The sequence below is a fragment of the Corynebacterium marambiense genome (assembly GCF_016342275.1).
Taxonomy (GTDB): domain Bacteria; phylum Actinomycetota; class Actinomycetes; order Mycobacteriales; family Mycobacteriaceae; genus Corynebacterium; species Corynebacterium marambiense.
The window spans coordinates 61798-79105 of record NZ_JAEIOT010000016.1; the positions used below are offsets into that span (position 1 = coordinate 61798).

General features: G+C 62.9%; 17 protein-coding genes and 1 tRNA gene. 5 read left to right on the forward strand and 13 right to left on the reverse strand.

Features of this window, described 5'->3' with window-relative positions:
- Nucleotides 1–2: 2 nt before the first annotated feature.
- The 9 genes from JDV76_RS12735 to JDV76_RS13105 form a co-directional block, all read right to left on the reverse strand.
- Nucleotides 3–821 carry a hypothetical protein gene (locus tag JDV76_RS12735; protein WP_232959395.1) on the reverse strand — a complete coding sequence of 273 codons (819 nt, stop codon included), beginning with the start codon at nucleotides 819–821 and terminating at the stop codon, nucleotides 3–5.
- Nucleotides 822–1526: 705 nt separating this feature from the next.
- Complete coding sequence (locus tag JDV76_RS11680) at nucleotides 1527–2132, reverse strand: DUF6668 family protein (RefSeq protein ID WP_198737077.1); 606 nt, start codon at nucleotides 2130–2132, stop codon at nucleotides 1527–1529.
- A 98-nt stretch (nucleotides 2133–2230) separates the two neighbouring features.
- Entirely contained in the window at nucleotides 2231–4027 is a 1797-nt protein-coding gene (locus JDV76_RS11685) for a cutinase family protein (RefSeq protein WP_232959396.1), read from the reverse strand.
- Nucleotides 4028–4093: 66 nt separating this feature from the next.
- Nucleotides 4094–4906 carry a DUF8176 domain-containing protein gene (locus tag JDV76_RS11690; RefSeq protein WP_198737079.1) on the reverse strand — a complete coding sequence of 271 codons (813 nt, stop codon included), beginning with the start codon at nucleotides 4904–4906 and terminating at the stop codon, nucleotides 4094–4096.
- 51 nt (nucleotides 4907–4957) lie between these two features.
- A complete protein-coding gene (locus tag JDV76_RS11695; protein ID WP_198737080.1) occupies nucleotides 4958–5284 on the reverse strand; it encodes a hypothetical protein in 327 nt (108 codons plus the stop codon).
- Between the two features lie 159 nt (nucleotides 5285–5443).
- A complete protein-coding gene (locus JDV76_RS11700) occupies nucleotides 5444–5848 on the reverse strand; it encodes a hypothetical protein (protein WP_198737081.1) in 405 nt (134 codons plus the stop codon).
- A gap of 797 nt (nucleotides 5849–6645) precedes the next feature.
- On the reverse strand, nucleotides 6646–6969 hold the full coding sequence (locus JDV76_RS11705; RefSeq protein ID WP_198737082.1) for a hypothetical protein: 324 nt from the start codon (nucleotides 6967–6969) through the stop codon (nucleotides 6646–6648).
- Nucleotides 6970–7147: 178 nt separating this feature from the next.
- Entirely contained in the window at nucleotides 7148–7756 is a 609-nt protein-coding gene (locus JDV76_RS11710) for a helix-turn-helix domain-containing protein (protein WP_198737083.1), read from the reverse strand.
- Nucleotides 7749–7919 (reverse strand): helix-turn-helix domain-containing protein, encoded by a 171-nt coding sequence (locus JDV76_RS13105; protein ID WP_370914355.1) that lies wholly within the window; start codon nucleotides 7917–7919, stop codon nucleotides 7749–7751. Before JDV76_RS13105 ends, JDV76_RS11710 begins: the two co-directional genes overlap by 8 nt.
- A gap of 120 nt (nucleotides 7920–8039) precedes the next feature.
- On the opposite strand from JDV76_RS13105, the gene JDV76_RS13110 reads away from it, so the two are divergent.
- Nucleotides 8040–8366 carry a helix-turn-helix transcriptional regulator gene (locus JDV76_RS13110; RefSeq protein WP_376992956.1) on the forward strand — a complete coding sequence of 109 codons (327 nt, stop codon included), beginning with the start codon at nucleotides 8040–8042 and terminating at the stop codon, nucleotides 8364–8366.
- Here JDV76_RS13110 and JDV76_RS11720 read toward each other — a convergent pair.
- Together JDV76_RS11720 and JDV76_RS11725 are read right to left on the reverse strand one after the other, a co-directional pair.
- A tRNA-Met gene (locus tag JDV76_RS11720) sits at nucleotides 8361–8437 on the reverse strand. The two genes, JDV76_RS13110 and JDV76_RS11720, sit on opposite strands and share 6 nt — an antisense overlap.
- 169 nt (nucleotides 8438–8606) lie before the next feature.
- Nucleotides 8607–11651, reverse strand: coding sequence for a UPF0182 family protein (locus tag JDV76_RS11725; protein ID WP_198737085.1), 3045 nt, complete (start codon nucleotides 11649–11651; stop codon nucleotides 8607–8609).
- Between the two features lie 91 nt (nucleotides 11652–11742).
- Between JDV76_RS11725 and JDV76_RS11730 the strand changes: the two genes are divergently transcribed.
- Together JDV76_RS11730 and JDV76_RS11735 are read left to right on the forward strand one after the other, a co-directional pair.
- Nucleotides 11743–12315 carry a PPA1309 family protein gene (locus JDV76_RS11730; protein ID WP_198737086.1) on the forward strand — a complete coding sequence of 191 codons (573 nt, stop codon included), beginning with the start codon at nucleotides 11743–11745 and terminating at the stop codon, nucleotides 12313–12315.
- A gap of 65 nt (nucleotides 12316–12380) precedes the next feature.
- Nucleotides 12381–13118, forward strand: coding sequence for a hypothetical protein (locus JDV76_RS11735; RefSeq protein ID WP_198737087.1), 738 nt, complete (start codon nucleotides 12381–12383; stop codon nucleotides 13116–13118).
- Here the strand turns inward: JDV76_RS11735 and JDV76_RS11740 are convergent.
- Entirely contained in the window at nucleotides 13115–14182 is a 1068-nt protein-coding gene (locus JDV76_RS11740; RefSeq protein ID WP_198737088.1) for a YlbL family protein, read from the reverse strand. The two genes, JDV76_RS11735 and JDV76_RS11740, sit on opposite strands and share 4 nt — an antisense overlap.
- Before the next feature lie 149 nt (nucleotides 14183–14331).
- Between JDV76_RS11740 and JDV76_RS11745 the strand changes: the two genes are divergently transcribed.
- Complete coding sequence (locus JDV76_RS11745) at nucleotides 14332–15789, forward strand: zinc-dependent metalloprotease (protein ID WP_198737089.1); 1458 nt, start codon at nucleotides 14332–14334, stop codon at nucleotides 15787–15789.
- Between the two features lie 43 nt (nucleotides 15790–15832).
- Here JDV76_RS11745 and JDV76_RS11750 read toward each other — a convergent pair whose 3' ends face one another.
- Entirely contained in the window at nucleotides 15833–16351 is a 519-nt protein-coding gene (locus JDV76_RS11750) for a YgjP-like metallopeptidase domain-containing protein (RefSeq protein WP_198737090.1), read from the reverse strand.
- An 83-nt stretch (nucleotides 16352–16434) separates the two neighbouring features.
- Here JDV76_RS11750 and JDV76_RS11755 point away from each other — a divergent pair, with 83 nt between their 5' ends.
- Nucleotides 16435–17307 carry a TOMM precursor leader peptide-binding protein gene (locus JDV76_RS11755; RefSeq protein WP_198737091.1) on the forward strand — a complete coding sequence of 291 codons (873 nt, stop codon included), beginning with the start codon at nucleotides 16435–16437 and terminating at the stop codon, nucleotides 17305–17307.
- Nucleotide 17308 lies beyond the last annotated feature (1 nt).

Below are 17308 nucleotides of genomic sequence, written 5' to 3' on the forward strand. Positions count from 1 at the left end.
CCTCAATCGCACCGAACGCTGCCGACCAGCATGCCATCATCACAGCTGCTTTTCATGGCCTTATCGCCACGGTCGATGGCGGAGACATCAATGCACACTGCGGTGGCATCAACGCGAATCGGTGTGGAGGTCTGTCCTGCGAAAATACGTCCAGTAGGGCCATCCAACAGGGAGTTCAGGCTGAGCATCAGGTCATCGATACGCAAATCCCACTCGTGCTTGTCGCGGGCACGCCCCTTATCCATCAGCTGCTCAGAGCCTGCCTGGAGGTAGTCAATCAGTTCTGCCAACACTGGGGGGTTATCCCAGTCGATGGTCTCGGACTCGTAAATTTCGGGCAGTGCGACCGAGACGAGCATGGATTCCCAGTCGCGGATCGGCTCACCGCGCCCCAGGGAGACCACGTTGACCTGGCGGCCATGAACGTGCTCGCGAGCACGTTCAAGCAAGGCCTCCATCTCCTCGCACTTGTCCGTATCGCCGTCTGCCCGGAGCTGAGTGACTTTGGCTTCCAGCTGTGGGATAACACGCCCCAGTGCGCCCACGTCCAATGGGTTGAGTGTGCCTGCGCCGTGGCCGATGGTAACGACCTGGCCACCAACCTGGTGAACGAAGCCGACATATTCAGCCTTGATGTCTCCAGCGATGATCGGGATGTGGCCTTGAGCGACATCACCCATGAGCATTTTGCGAATCAGAGTGGATTTACCAAGGCCGGGCAGTGACAGTACGAAGCAGAAGGGGTTGGCGATGATGCCTTCGCGAAACCACGACAGGGGATCGCAGGCGATTTCAGCACCGGTGATGACGTGCTCGCCCAAGGGGTGCCAATCACTGGTGCCGGAGCGCCGACCACGTTGGGGTTAAAACCGCCAGAGAGGTTGGTGGTGGTCTGCCATTCTTTGGGGCCTGAGACCACAGCGGCCTCGCCTGACCATTTGCCGGTGTAGCCACGCGGCTTGGGGTTCGAGAAAACATTTTCGTGAGCGGTGGGTTGGACACCATCAGCGATGGAGGCCATGCGCTCGACGCGGGCGATTTCGCGGGTGTTTTCTTTCACCCACTTGCGGTAGTTGCGTCCCTGTTTGGTGTACCAGGCGGGTGCCTCGGCGTTGCCCGCGGTGATGTCTTGGTGCATCTGGTGCATGGCGGCGACATCGACAGTGCTAAAAGCGGTGCTCATACTGTAACTCCTGCTTTGGTGGTTCGGGTAAAGGTCTTTTGGCTCTGCCAGCCGTAGACCGGCAGACACGATGCCTGCAGAAGCCCTAGGTGCTGGCGACCAGTCAGCCGCACCAGCCGCAGGCGTGCGCGGGGGCTGAGGACGGCCAGGATTTGGCTGATGATTCCGTCAACGATGGCCAGGTCGTCGCCGGTGACGACCAGTAGGGAGCTGGTGCACGATGGAGCGACATCAGGGTGGACTTGCCGGTATTGGGCGTGGGTAGGGCGTGCGGTGCGAATGAGGCGCAATGCCTCTGGCATCTCCGATGCGCACAGCACATCCTTGTGAGAGTGGTTGGGGGTTAGTCGGCATCTGCCGAGGTTTGATTGCGGCGTTCCCGCACGGCGGCGAAGATCTCCTCCCCTACGCGGGCTACCTGGGCTGGGACTTGTTCGTCTAGTCCCAGCTTTTTTGCTCTTCGGGAGGTGTCGATGGCATCGCCTGGCCGCCAGCAGGCCAGCTGTTCTTCGTCGACAAGCCGAAGTTTCGGCAGGTAGTCGATGCGCCAGACGGGCAGTTGCTCGTCGAACATGCGCAGCTTGTGGGCGAGGTCTTTGGGCAGTTTGCCCGGCACATCTGCCACGACCACTAGGCCGATAATCTCGGCACTGCCGGTGTCATTGAGAATGGTTTGAGCTGCTGCTTCCAGTCCGGCTTTGGTAGAGCGAGCTACGACCACACAGGCGGTTGAGTCCTCATCTTGGGGCCACATCCGTGATGCGTCTGCAGCAGGTTGCCAGAACTTCTCCAGGGTGCTCACCCCTGCACCGCCGTGTGCTGCAACGAGCCAAAAGGCGGGGGCAAACGTTGCCGGCAGGTCGTCTTTGGACTCACCTGCAAACAATGGCTTTGTTGCGTGCGGTAGCTTGTAGCGGTCACGCACGCGGGTGATTCGTGGTGTGGTCATCGGGTTGGTCTTTCTCCTGGTTGTCAGTTGTTGACAAAGCTTCCGGCCTATAAGACACTTCACGCCCGAACAGCTCGGACGTGAAGGGTGTCCACCTGCTAGGCCTTCAGGAAGGCATTGAGGGTGTTTTGGACGTTTTCGGCGTTGAACACGCCCGGAGGAACCTGGGGCAGGTTGTTCTGAGCAAGCACGGTGTTGAGCATCTGCCCACCGTCGCGGCCAATGACATCTGCTGCTTGAGCAGTCAGCCACTGCTTGGCATAGCCCTCAAAGGTGGTGTTCGATTCGCCTACCCGCGTTGAGCGGTAGCCCTGGGTAGCCTGCTGGCGAGTTGTGGCAGAGGCCAAAGCTGCTTGGACAACATCGGTATTTTCCAACCTGGCAGCCTCGGCCTCCTGCACGAGCCTGCGCTGTGCGGTGTTGAGCGTCTCAGGGTTGAACGCACTCAACACCTCGTTACTCAGGTTCGGTACGAAGACGGCCAAAGCGGCAGCGCCTGCGCCCTGCGGGCCAGCTGCTTGGAAGGCGGCACCGACAGTGGCAATGGCCTGCGGGGTCACTGACTTCGCCACAGCGGTACCCACGACGTTGAGTGCCATGCCGCCAACAGTCTGGGCGGCAGCCATGAGGCGATCCTGGAACTCGCAGTCAGAGACGTTGCGCTCGGTGTTGCTGACAATCCGCCCAATCAGGGTGGAGTCAACGTTTTTTGCTGCCTTGACCGAAAAACCACGTGGACCGTAGTTGATGTCCTGCGCCAGCGTCTCCATCGTGCCCAGCAGCACCGCGGGGCCGAGTGTGTCGGTGATGTGCTGCAGCGATCCCAACGGGTCGTCCAGGAAGTTAACCTTCCTCTCAGTTGCTGCTGCCAGGCGCACCAGCAGTGCATCCTTTTTGGTGGCGCAGCGAGCATCACCCTCAGCACACAAGCTCACTGTCCGACCAGCCAGCTTGCCGTAGGAGCGGTGTGGCCCTGCCGCCTCAGCGGCAACTGCGATACCGCCGCCAGCGGCTCCTGCAGGATTGACCGCAGAGATTTGCTGCATTGCGGCACCAGAGGTGCCAGGCACTGCCTGCGGTCGATCCGCGCGGGAGGCAACAAAACCCTCACCCTCTGCACGTGCGGTGTTAGCGAAGGTGGCCACACCAGAGACCAAGTCTGCCGGGAAGTTGCTTTCACCGTTGCCGATGTTGCGCGCAACTTCCGAGACCACGGCAGCGCCGTCTGCCTCACCAATCAGTGCGACACGAGTGTTAGCGCATTTGGTGTGGATGTCCTCCAAGGTCGCAGAGACGTGGTCGACCCCGCCTTGGATGACTTGCCTCCAGTCAGGAACGGTCTCGGAGTGAACTCCAGGAATGAACGCGCCTGCACGACCGGTGGCAATGTTGACGTAAGTGCGCCCCACCTTTGCAGGCCCGTCAGCCTTTTTCACCGGCGTGGCTGTGGAAGTGGCTTGTGTGGAGGGCTTAGTGCCCCACACGTCCGGCTTCCAGGAGTCTTTCTTTGTCTCAAGTCCGGTTTCGTTCGTGCTGGGCTTTGCACCCCACACGTCCGGCTTCCAGGACTTATTGCCTTGTTCAGCGGCTACCTTGGTTGCGGTATCGACATCACCGAACTTCGCCGCCGGTGCTGCACTAAAACCTGCGGTCGGGTCTTTCACCGCCCCGTCGTTGGCGGCAGTCACCACGGGTGCGACGATGCCGCCAAGAAAGCCGGAGTCAGCATTATCTAGGCCGCTTGCTTCTGCTTGGGAGCGGACAACGACGATCTGCACCTGCGGGCAGGTGTTTGAGGCTGTTTGGTCTTGCGCTATGGCGACAGGTGTCACCACGCTGGCCAGGCACGCAGCAGCCACTGGTAATACCAGCAGCCTGCGTGGAGTGCGTGTCATGGTGTTCAACGCCCTTTCATCTAGGTATTTTGGTTGTCTTTTCGTCTCGGGTTGGTAAAGCAACCGCTAGGAGAAGTCCTTGAGCTTGTACTTGCCATCGATTTCGCTCGCCGTCACCGTCTGCTCGTAAGTCGATGCCTGCCCAGAGGGGTCAGTCACCGTCACAGAAGCATCCACGTGGTCACCATCGACTGGCTGCATCCGCAGACACCACTGGGTGCCATCCACCACGGTTTTGTCCAGCACCTGCTGCCAATCACGGCTAGCAAGCGGTGTGGACACATCGAAGGCCGCTTTCACGGCATCTGCATCGCGGTCGAAGTAGGCCCGCTCAAACGCAGCCAGCGCACCGCGCAGGGTGGTGTCTGTTTCTGTCACCTTGGTCTCCCCAGCACCGGGTACACAGTGGGAGCCAGCCACGGCGACCTTTGCATCGTCGTCGATGGCTTCCACCCCAGGCTGTGGGCCTGCCTTGGGCACAGTGGTCGACGGCACCGCGATGTTGCTTGCCACCAGCAGCTTGCTGGAGGTATCTCCTTCGGTCATTTTCATCACCGCTGCACCGCTCATGGCGGCCAAAGCCAGCGCCGCTGTTACCCCCATGACGGAGGTCAGTTTGCGCGAGTGACGAGGTGCCGAAGGCTCGGATTCCTCGACAACCGCAGCTTCGACCGGCTCAGCAGCAGCCACCGGTTGATCGGCTGCCTTCTTCACTCGGTGCGGCAAGCGCAGTCCACGGCGCGGATTTGCGGCAGCAGGTTGTGCGTGGTCGGCCTGTTCGGTGGCTTCAGGGGCTTCTGCAGGCTCAATCAGCTCGCTAAGACTGTCGTCTGCTGCTCGTTGTTGGGCATCTGCCCAGTCGAACCAGTTAGTTGCCATGTTGTCCGCCTGTTCGTTGTCGAAAAAGTGCTTGGGGCTTAAACCCAGGCTCTAGGCCTGCTTCAGCTCTCCAGCGATGTCCACCCCTCCAACGCGCAGAGCGTGACGACCGTAGGGCTGGACAAACGGATTCATTCCTGCAGCCTCGGCCTTTGCACCGAGGTCTTCTGCAATCTGCCCGTAGCCAGCAGGAACAGTCAGATTGACGACCTCGTGGCCGTTACGCTGCACATTCCAGGTGGTATGAGTGGCCTGGGAAACCCAGGTGTCCGTGGTGGTCGCTCCGCCGCGGGTGTGCGTGGTGACTACCTCCACTCGCCCGTGGTTGTTATCGATGGCATTGGCCGCAGCAACGCCACCGGGGTAGGTGATCGTCACAGTTGCCCGCTTGCCGCCTTCTACAGGAGCTTGCAGCTCAGGGATCTCTGCCTGTGCTACCGGAGCAGCCGGGGCGGTCGGGTTAGCTGCTTCATGCTCGGACTTCATCTCAACGAAGCTGCCGGATTCGGTCGTGCGCGTTTGTGCGGTGTGTGCCTGTCACTGAGGCTGGTTGACCTTTACAGCCGACTCCTGCGGAGCAGCCACAGACTCCTCAACAGCAGCGGTGGTGGTCGTGGTCGCTGTAGGTGCGGGCTGGGTTGCCACAGCGTTGACCAAGCGAGGGGACACAGCGGCAGCATGGACGTTGGACACGGGCTGTCCTTCAGCCGGAGCCGCAGGTGCCGGAGCAGGTTCTGGCGTGGTTGTGGTGGTCTCCTGCACCGACTGCGCACCACCGGTCGTCGTGGTGGCAGCAGTCCCTGCCTCCGGGGCGCTTTCCCACTGCGGGCCGCGCACCACGCGTGTAGGCTTGGCACGCTCTGGGTTCTCCTGCGGCAGAACGACGACCTCAATGTGCTCCACAGAATCGACAGCCGGCGACGTGCGATCCGTGACGGTCACGCTTGCCTCGTCTTCCCACTGGGGACCACGAACAACCCGTTCGGCTGCCCCCGCTTGAGGAGAGACCACTGCAGCAACAGCAACGCTAGACAGCGTCGCTAGTGCAAGTGCGGAGAGATTTTTCATATTCAAGCCCTTTCGACTTCTTTGACTTCTCCCGCAGCTGCTCGGCGGTACGTTGTGCGCGAACACCTGCGGGCTATGTGTGGATTGTTGTCGGTTGCCAGATCCTCGCAAGACCCTGCACACCCAGGTAGAAACCCCAAGGTGTTGCAAGCGTTATGCGGGTGACTAGGATTGGCGGTCGGGTTGGCTTTGTCCGCCGCCTTGCAAGGCCGGGGCACTCACATTTCGTGGGTGTCCCGGTGTTCGTTTTCCGGCGATGCGGAGGCCGAAACAGCTTCCCGCCCCAAATGCCCGAGGCATCGGATCACCCTCGGCAATCTGCAAGCAGCGGGCGGCAATCGGGCACATGGCGCACACCTCACGAGCAAGCTCGTAACGTTCCTCCGCTAGTGCCCTAGACTCGTCAGGCCCCTGCCAGTCCCACAGCTCACTGGGGATTTCCGGGTCAGCGCACAACGCGCCACGCATAGGCGGAATTGGGGCCAGCGGCAGCCGGTTAAGGATCGGCGAGCCAGCCGCGTCCTGGCCAGTACGTGCAGCGGTCATTTGCCACCCCCAGCCTTGCTACCGCCCAACTTGATGCCGAACTCAGCCAGCATCTCGCGCCGACGGCGTGCAGCCTCCTCGCGCTCTTGGTCGGACAACTCGACAGAAGCTTTGACAGGCTGGGGTCAATTGTTGAATTGGGAGAGTTCCGCATCTCGCTTGGCAAGCCGACGCTTGCGCAGCTCGTCCCGGCTTGGAGGTGCCCCATCGACCGGAACATCATCACGCAAACGCGCAATGACCAGGCCAGTCATGTTCCCGACTTTGTCGGGCAGTGCGCGACGGTCGAGGATGGCGCGGATACGACCTGGCTGCCATCCTGCGTTGATTCGCTCAGCGAGATAGCTGGCAATTTGCGGGATTTTTGCTGGAGGTAGCTCCTCGGACATGCGGGACGGCAGGCACGCAAACACTCGATCCCACTCGTCCTCGGTTGCCGCGGTGCGCAAAGCTCCGCGGATGGCAGGCGAAGCCTTGCCGGAGGCGGTGGAGGGAGAATCCTCTGCCGGGGCGACAGCCCCGCCTGAGCCTGGCTCCTGTTCCTGTGCCGATGTCTCAAGTGGCTCACCGTTCGATGAGCTGGCCTCAGGTACAGGTACAGGAATGGTTAGTTCTTTATGACAGGTTCTACGACTGACACCGTTGCCACCCTGGGATTGCACAGTCTGACACCCTGGGATTTCCCAGACTGTCAGATTGACACCCTGGATGAACCTCCAGCTTTTCATCCAACTCGGATTCCAGGGTGACAGTTTGACACCCTGGGCTTGAGCTGGTCTTTTCTCGCTTTGGGCGGGAATCGAAACTACCTGCCAACATGCCCGCGAGGTTCAGGTGATAGACGTTCGAGGCCTGGCGCGTGTCACCGTTGGCTGTGCGGTAGGGGCTCTGCTGCAAAGTCAACAGACCCATGTCTTTCAGGGTTGCGATGTGGCGCAACACGGTGCGCTCCGACTGGCAAGTGCGGTGAGCGATCTCGCCGATAGACGGCCAACAGACCCCTGCCGCATCTGCACGGTCAGCCAGAGCCATGAGAATCATCTTCTGAGCAGGTTGCAGCTCAACATTGTTGAGCACGATGCCCATCTCCACGAAGCCCATCAGCTTCCCCCCGTCCTCAGTGTTGCAAAGTGCGTTCAATGCACCTAAGCTCAGAGCCATCATTGGAGTGCTCTTGTAGCGTTTGCTACCCGTCCCTGTTCCAGCAGGGGCGGGTTTTTTCATGCGCTCAGTCATTTGCTGGTCCCCCTTCACCACGAAGGATCGCCTCGAGAGGGATGCGCCACTGGCCATTGGGGAGCTTCATTGCCCCTGGCAGGACGCCAGCCTTCACCCAGTTCTGGACTGAACGCTTGCTAGTTCTGGCAGAAGTTCCGCAGCTTCCGAAACCGTTAGCCACGTAACTTGTTGCGTGTCACGTAATTCCATGGGTGTGACCATGCCGGCCACTAAAGATTACGTCAAGCGTTACTCGCGCAACCTATTGCGTAAGGTGCGCAACTCGTGCAGGTTACGAAACATGAGCAACATCCAACAGATCACGAAAGCGCCGCAACTCTCTCGGCGCAGCTATAGCGCAAATGAATGTGTGGGCATCAAGGTTCACGAGCTTCTCTTCCTAACTCGCCGCACAAAGCGAGAGCTAGCGGAAGCGCTAGGTGTCACGCCCGCGACCGCCGGGCGCAAAGTTCGAGGGGAGATCACATGGTCTCTGGACGACCTATATGTGGTCGCCGACTTCTTCAAAATCCCCCTGGAAGACCTTCTCCCCCGACGCGTTCAGCTCCCCGACTCTGAAAATGCGAAAACCCCCTCTCCGGAGAGAGGGGGTTTCTGTACGTGGTAGCGGGGGCAGGATTTGAACCTACGACCTCTGGGTTATGAGCCCAGCGAGCTACCGAGCTGCTCCACCCCGCGTCGGGTGCTACGTACTGACACCGTGCCGGGAAACTTTCTTTCGTCTGCTCCCTGGCAACGTTGAGTTACTTTACATAGCTTCCCCGTGAACGTCCAATCGGGGCGGTGAACTGCGAAAATGAGAGATGCGGCGAACCCAGTTAGCCGGATTCGTCGCTTCTCTCAGCCGTCAGGCGTCGGCGGACTCCCCTGCGGGAGCTTCCGCGTCGCCGGCACCGTTCTGCAGCCGTTGGTACTCGGCGACCGCACGGTCGAGCCGGTCGAGGGCTCGGCCGTACTGCTCGTGGGACGCGTTCTTGGCGTCGTTTAGGCCCTTCAGCGCCTCGGAGACGCGGTCCATGGCCTCGTTGAGGTCCGCTGCCGGGACGCCCCCGACGGTCGGCGGTGTGGCTTCCCCGCCGCCACCGGAGTCGCCGCCGGTCGGCGTCTTGTCCACGCTGTCCGGCAGATCCGTCGCTTCCTCGACGTCCGCCGCGGAGCGTGGGTCAATGCCGACCTGGCTCAGCGCCTCGGCGATGGTCGGGGCGTAGCCGACCTGGCCGTTGTAGTTCACGAGCACACGCAGCAGCTTCGGGAAGGCGGAGTCCTGGTCCTTGCGCTGGGTGTAGATCGGTTCGACATAGAGGATCTCTCCCCCGCCGACCGGCAGGGTCAGGAGGTTGCCGTTCTTGATGTCGTTCGTACCCTCCCACAGCGACCGGTCGCGGGCGACCTGGTCGGAGGACATCATCGTGTCCTGCGCCTGGGCCGGGCCGAGTGTCTGGGTCTGGGTGGGCAGGACCCGCACGGTGATCTTGCCGAAGTTGTCCGGGTCGGAGGACACGGACATGTGTGCGGCGAGGAACTGGCGCTCGAGGCCACGGAACGGGGTGATCAGCTGGAAACCGGCGTCCCGTGTCTCGGGGTCGGCGGCGACGACGTAGTACGGGGGCTGGTTGACTCCCGCGACCCCCTTCGAGGCGTTCGGGTCGCTGGGCACGGACCAGAAGTCATCGGAGGTGAAGAACACCCGGGCATCATCGACGTGGTACTTGGCGATGATCTCGCGCTGCGCCTTGAACAGGTCCTCCGGATAGCGGAGATGCTCCCGGAGTGCGTCGGAGATCTCGCTCTTCGGTTTCACCGTACCGGGGAACACCCCTTCCCAGGCCTTGAGTACCGGATCCTCTTCGTCGAACTCGTAGAGTTCGACGGATCCGTCGTACGCATCGACGACGGCCTTCACCGAGTTGCGGATATAGCCAACCTGATCGGTGAGCAGGCGCTGGTTGGTGCCGCTGGCGTTCAGCGAATCGCGGGTGACCTCGGTCAGCGTGGTGCGCTGCGCGTAGGGCAGGCTGGCCAGGGTGGTGTATCCGTCGACGATCCACTTGATCTTTCCGTCGATGACGGTGGGGTACGTCGCGGAGTCGGTGGTCAGCCAGGGCGCGACCTTCTCCACCCGGGAGCGGGGGTCGCGTTCGAAGATGATCTTGGAGTTGCCGTCGATCCGGTCACTCAGGAGCATGTTGATCTCCTGGTAGCGCAGGGCGAAGGCGGTGCGGTTGATGATATTGCCGATGGAGACGCCGCCGGAACCTGAGTAGGTGTAGCTCGATCCATCGGTGTCATACTCGAGGGCCTTGCCGTCGAGGGTTCCGCCAACGATGGCGTAGTCACTGTTGGCGGGGCCGGAGGCGATGACGGGGCCGAAGTAGACGCGGGGCTCATCCACCTCGATACCGAGTTTCTCGGCCTCCTCATTCTCCGCGCGGCGCTGCAGGGTCTGCAGGTCACTCACGGTGTAGACGGGGTAGCCACCACGGGTGGATCCAACGTCACGGGCGACCTCGTCGACCTGGTTGGCGGGCGCGGCCACGAGGCCGTTGCCGTGGGTGTAGACGGTGTGCCGGTTGATCCAGTCCCGCTGGTTGTCACGCAGGGCGTTGGGGTCGATCTCACGCGCGGCGACGACGTAGTCGCGCAGCTCGCCGTCGACGGTGTACCGGTCGATGTTGAGCTTGTCCGGGAAACCGTAGAAGTTCTTGAGCTGCTGCTGCTGGGTGAACGTGTCGGAGAGAATCTGCGGGTCGAGCAGGCGGATGTTCGACAGTGTCGCCACGTCATCGGCGACGGACTCCTCCGACGCGCCTTCCGCACCCCAGTTGGAGATGTAGGTGACCTCGTCGTCCGTCACCCCGTAGGCGTACCGGGTGGCCTCGATGTTGCGGGCGATGTACTTCGACTCCTTCTCCGCGCGGTTCGGGGCAACGGAGAACTGCTCGATGGCCAGCGGCCAGGCGGTCCCGATCACCACGGCCGAAAGCACCATGAGTCCGGTCGCCAGGGCGGGGATGCGGAGATCCCGGAGGACCACCGCGGAGAAGAACGCCGCGGCGACGACGACGGCGATGACCATGAGGAGGATTTTGGCGGGGAGGACGGCGTTGATGTCGGTGTACGAGCCACCGTAGAAGGAACTGCCCTGTCCGCCTCCGTGCTGTGCACTCAGCAGGTCATAGCGGTCGAGCCAGTAGCTGACGACGCGCAGCAGCATCCAGAGCCCGGCGGTGACCGCGAGCTGGATGCGCGCGGGGTTGGACATTGCCCCCTTCTCCGCGAACCCGTTGGCCCCCACCCGGATTCCGCCGAGCAGGTAGTGTCCCACGAGTGCCACGAGGAAGGCGACGATGAGCAGCGACGAGAGGGATCCCACGACGAGGCGGATCAACGGGAGGGTGAAGGCGTAGAAGCCGTAGTCTCGGTCGAACTGGGGATCGGAGACCCCGAAGTCGGATCCGTTGAGGAACAGGGAGACGGTGGTCCAGTTCGCCTGTCCGACGATGCCCGCGAGGATGCCGATGAAGATCGGGACGCCGAGCATGACGCGCTTGAGGGACTGCTCGATCGCGGCGCGGTACGCGCGGATCGGGTTGTCCGGTTCAAAACCGAAGACGTCGTCCATGTCCTCCGGGCGGTACCTGAACGCCAGGTACCCGGCGAGCCACACGATGGCGGCCGCGATCACCCCGAACACCAGGAACAGGACGATCCGGGTTACCAGGACGCGGGTGAACACACCTCGGAAGTCCACCTCGGAGAACCACAGCCAGTCGGTGTAGTAGCCGACGAGGATCGGTCCCACAAAGATGACGAGGGCGATGAGGAATATGATTCCGGTGACCACCTGTGGGGGTCGTTTGAACGGCTTCTGGGGGCTAAGGCCGCTAGACAAGCCAACTCCTTTAATTAACGTGCACGTGACGGATAGAATTCAACAGTACTTTCTTTTTCCGTATCCGAGACAACCGGGAGCATCCATCCCCATGCCAGCAACGCCGGAGTCCCCCCGCACCCAGCAGGCTCTCAACCGGGCCATGATGGAGGCCGTCGAACACGTCCACGCCGGAGGTTGGGACTCCTCCCCCGCCCTTTTCGCCCTCGTCGAGACATCGATGCTTGTCGATACAACGGGCGCCGCGGACCTCATCGAGGACGATTCTCCGTTGACCCTCGTGCAGCAGGATGACCTGCCGCCGCACATCGAGGGTGGCTCCGATGAACTGGGGGATTTCATCTCCCGCCTGGCGTGGCCGGAGCAGGTCTGCGGGGTCATCCTCGCACAGGAGATCCTCTTCCGCGACACAGCCGGAACTGAACTGGACGAGGTGGGTGACGGTGAGGTCAACGGACTCGAGGCGAAGCCCGCCCGGTTGTTCTCGGGTGTGCTGCGCAGCGGCGAGGAGCTGACGCTTCTGCAGCTCCGCCCCACCGAGGAGGAACTCGCCGAAGCCGGCCCCTTCGCGGAGGATGAGATCAGCCTCCGGGGCGGACCCGGTGTCGCTCCCGGCGTCATCGCCGCACTTCACTACACTCTTGAGCAGCCGGCAGTCGACTGACAGCCCCGAAAGACTCCCTCCCCCGCGTCCGACATCCGCCATCGATGAGGAGCTGACTGATTCCCGTGTCCGACCCCCATTCCCAGCGCTCCTCGTGTCTCTTCCGGATCGCGACGGCCCTGACTGCCGCCGTTCTCCTCACCGGGTGTGGCTCAGACGCTGACCCGCAAACCGATCCGGGGTCAGTCCCCACGACCCTGACCGAAGGCACCTCAACCACGATCGAGTTCTCCACCGCGGATGACACCACCGGCCACCCCCGGTCCGCATCTACGACGACGTCCGAAACGACGGGCGCGACGGGCACCACAGGTAAGAGCCCCAGGCTTCCGCGGAGCGTGCAGGACGCCTACGAGCGTTTCGGTACCCTGGCGCCGCGATCACTATTCGAAAAGTTCGAGTCCTGCATGCCCAACGGGGTCGCGGATTCCTCCGCATGCTCGGGCGAGGAGGTCGGCCAGTTCCAGTTCTTCGCCAACGAAGCCAAGGCCGCATCGACCACCCAGTTGTTGACCGAGTTGCGCAGCGCCCGGATCGTGCAGGATGACGGGGACGTCATCGTGGGCTGGTCGAACGTCGGGACCGTGGCGATCATCACCGTCGTCGACAATGCGAACGGGGTCGTCCTGCAGCAGATGATCTCCACCGATGAACAGGACCCACGGGAACGGATCATGGAGCTAGGCCTGGCCCGGCGCGCGGCGACGGGCTCTCCGCGCACGGTCACCGCCAGCACCTCATCGTCCCCGGCATCGCCGACAAGACAGTCCACCGGAACGACGACCAGCCGCGCAACAAACTAGTTGGAGAGGTATTCCTCGCAGGTCACGGCGCTACCGGGACGGGAATCGTAGGCGGACATCTGGTCGATCGCCTCAGTGAGCGTGTCCACCTTCAGCACGGACATCTCCCCGTGGTCCCGACTCACCGCCTCGGCACAGTTCGCGCTCGGGGCGAGGAATACCTCAGCGCCTGCATCGCGTGCGGCGCGGACCTTGTGCGCGATACCTCCAATGGGGCCAACCTCCCCGGTGGCGTCGATGGTTCCGGTTCCAGCCACGAAGCGTCCGCCGTTCAGGGGTCCCTCGCTGAGCTTGTCCACAACCGCGAGACTGAACATCATGCCCGCGCTCGGGCCGCCGATGTCCTCGAGGTTGTAGCTGACGGTGATACCGTCCGCCGGAACCACGTCCATCAGGACACCGAGTAGCGCCACGTCGGGATGGTCAACGTGGCTGCCGAGGGTGACGTCGAAGGCCTGATTCGTGCCTTCCCGGTCCACGTCCAGTCGGATCCGGTCGCCTGGCTTCTTCGCTCGTACGGCCTCCTGGACCTCGATCGGGAGAGTCACTCCGGTGCCGTCGACGGAGCGGATGATGTCCCCCTCACGCAGCACTCCCTCCGAGGCGGAGTCCTCGGCGGTCCCCACGACCCTGACCTCCACCGGTCGCTGGAGGTAGCTCATGGCGGCGATCGTGGCGGCGGATTCCGAGGAGGTGAACAGGGCTTCGTTTCGTTGAGAGACGTCCTTGAGGGTCTCCCCCGGACGGATGAAATGGTCGATGGGTACGAGAGTGTCCTCGGAGAGCCACCTGCGTACCGCCTGCGCGAGGGTCATGCCCGTGCGGACCTCGACAGTCGTCATATTGAGGTTGCCCTCGGTCTCGTCGATGTCCGCACCGCTGATGTCCACGACGTTCTCGCCCCGGTATGTGCCGAGGGTGTCGAAGGTCGGTCCTGGCCCCTCCGCGGCGTAGGGCACCGTCAGATCGATCCCCGTTCCGGGGATGTGGTCGGCCATTGCGAGGAAGGTAAGCGCGACCACGGGAAGCGCTCCGGCCAGCACAGTGCTTGTTCGACGATTCACGCCTACCAACGATACAGTCCCGACGCGCGTATCCCGCTCCCGATCCGACCAGCCTGTGATCGCGGCGACCGTGCCCCGCCCCACAATGTTCGCTGAGAGCGTTGTCCCTGTGATGGCGAAGCTCTCACAGCCGCCGGTAGGTTGGAGCCATGAACAACCATGTTTTTGGCTTCCGACCCGGCAACGATGATGACGATGACCGCAACGACGGTCAGAACAACTTCGGTTTCTTCAGCTTCGGTCCGGGCATGGGCGGAGGCAACATGGGCGGCGGAGGTTTGGGCGACATGCTCAACCAGTTCGGCCAGATGCTGTCCGGCATGGGATCCTCCATGAATTCCCCCGACGGCCAGGGCGCTGTGAATTACGCCCTCGCGGAACGGATCGCCCGCCAGCAGATCGGCCGGGTCCAACCGGTGCCCGCGAATCAGGTCACCGCCGTCACAGATGCTGTGCGTCTCGCTGAGCTCTGGCTCGATGACGCCACTGAACTGCCTATTTCCGCGGGTCGGGTCGAGGCCTGGAACGCGGAAACCTGGTTGGAGCAAACACTTCCGGTGTGGAAAAGAATGGTCACCCCGGTCGCGGAGCGGATGAATGAGGCCCAGCTGGAGTCCCTGCCCGAGGAAGCTCGGCAAATGATCGGACCCATGCTCCAGATGATGAATCAAATGTCGGGGATGAACTTCGGCATGCAGCTCGGCAACGCCCTGGGGGATCTCGCCCGCCAGGCACTGACGGGCTCCGATTTCGGTCTTCCGGTCGCCCCGGCGGGCGTCACCGCGGTCCTCCCGGTCCATCTGCAGGAGATGTCGAAGGGCCTTGACGTTCCGGGCCAGGAGGCACTCGTCTACCTCTGCGTCCGGGAAGCCGCGCGCCAACGCCTGTTCAAGCATGTTCCGTGGCTGGTCGAGCGCCTGGTTTCCTCCGTCGAGGAGTATGCCGCGGGCCTCGTGATCGACACCTCACACATCGAGGAAGCCGCCCGGGAACTCAACCTGGAGAGCGGCGATCCGGCGCAGATCCAGGACGCGATGCAGCGCCTGCAGGGCATGGACCTCTCGCCGAAGATCTCCTCCCGCAACGCGGCAGCCGCGTCCCGGCTGGAGACGATGCTCGCACTCGTCGAGGGCTGGGTCGAACTCGTGGTCACCGAGGCCATTGGCGACCGCATCCCTTCCACGGGTGCGATGAATGAGGCCTGGCGTCGGCGTCGTGCCACCGGCGGTTCTGCGGAGCAGGCATTCTCCAAGGTCGTCGGCATCGAGTTCGCCGCCCCCAAGGTCGCCGAAGCCATGGAGCTGTGGCGCCGCGTGGAAGTCGCCGTGGGCGTCAAGCGCCGCGACGCCGTCTGGGACCACCCGGATTTCCTGCCGGTGGCCTCTGATCTGGAGAACTCTGCGGAGTTCATTGACGGTTTGCTCGACGAGGGTGGTGTTGAGGACTTCGATCCCATCGCGGAGATTGACGCCCTGGAGAAGATGCTCGCCGAAGAGGCGGGCAAGGAGGATTCATCGGACGACACGGATCCCGGCGATGATTCCGGGAACGATTCCCCCGACGCCGGAGATTCAGACGGCGACGGGAACAGGAGGCGGAACTCCTGATCTTCCTTCCGTCAGTGATCTCGTGGCGCCCCACGCTGCGAGATCATTTTTTGCTAACCCCGAAACGCTGGTAGGCCTCGAGATAGCCCTTCGCCCGCTCGGCGTGCGGTGCGCGGTCCGCCCATTCCCGGAAGGATGCGTCATGTCCCGAATGGATGAAGGTATGTGTGAGTTCATGCACGAGCACGGCGTCGAGCACATACCCGGGAACCTCGCGCAGCCGGTCGGTAATGCGGATCTCCCCGGTGTCTGGACTGTAGGAACCCCATCTCCGGGTTTGGTTACCCACCCACCGCACCGAGCTGAAGGCGGCCCGCCCCTCGAGGAGCCGACGGTTGAGTGCCCGCGCGCGGGTCTCGAGCTCCGTATCCCCGGTGTACACCGATGTGGACCGCCGCCGCACTTTCGCGACGATGTCCGCGACTGCCTCCGCTTCCTGTGCCGCGGTGAGACGCGCGGGGATCCGCACGACGATCTTCCCGTCGACGATCCGGCCGGAAACCGTCCTGATCCGGCGGGTGGATCGGATCACCTGGATCTCAAGGTCTGGGAACTGGGCCATGACAGATGAGTCTATCTGTGGTGCAATAGCTGCACCGTCACTGCTGCTGGGGCCTGTGAACATCCGAGACACGAGGTATCTCCATGCCCGAAACAGAACGTCTGGTCCGCCTTACCCCTACAGTCAGCCTGCACATCCGCCGCGACGGGGCTCTCCAGTTCGGCATCGATTCAACCTGGGCCGGCATCATCGACACACTTCCTCCGGACACAACGGAGCGGGTGCGGAGCATACTTGCCGCCGCCCGGACACCGGTCACTGTCGATGCACTCACCGCCGGACTCGTCAACGCCGATGTGGCACCGGCAGCGACAGCCACCCTGATCGACGAGCTCCTCGACTACGGGATCCTCATGCCTGCCAGTTCCGGGACTCCGCGCATCGGGGTACTGGGCGAGGACCGGGTCGCGGACGGCATCCGGGAGCTGATCGCCTCGCACGAAGCCGAGGTGTCGGGTCGGCTTCCCGGTGAACGTCCCGGAGGTTTCCTGCGGACCTTCAGTCCGGGGTCCCCGGTCGTGATCACCGGCGCCCCCGATGAGCTGCACGATTTGTCCGGGCTGATTCTCCAGCGCGGTGGGGACGTCCTCCCCGTCACCGTCATCGACGGTCGGGTGGTCCTGGGGCCAATCCGTCGACAGGGTGAGGGGCCGTGCCCGTTGTGTGCGCGTCTGCACCGTTTCGACGCGGACCCGGATTCCCCCCGGGAGGCCCCACAGTTTGGGGACGGAAGCTGGTTGCCCCCTGATCCGGTCGTGTTCCACACCGCGGTCACGGCAGCGTCGGCACTAGCTCTCCGGTTAGCGGGCGTGACCGCCCCGCCGCCGGGCCCGGGGCGAGACCTTCCGCCCGCGGGAACGGTGATCACCGTCGATCCGCACCGGCTCACCACCACCGGCACCCGGTTCGGGGTCCACCCGCACTGTCCGGACTGCTGGGCAGCCGCCCAGGGGTGAG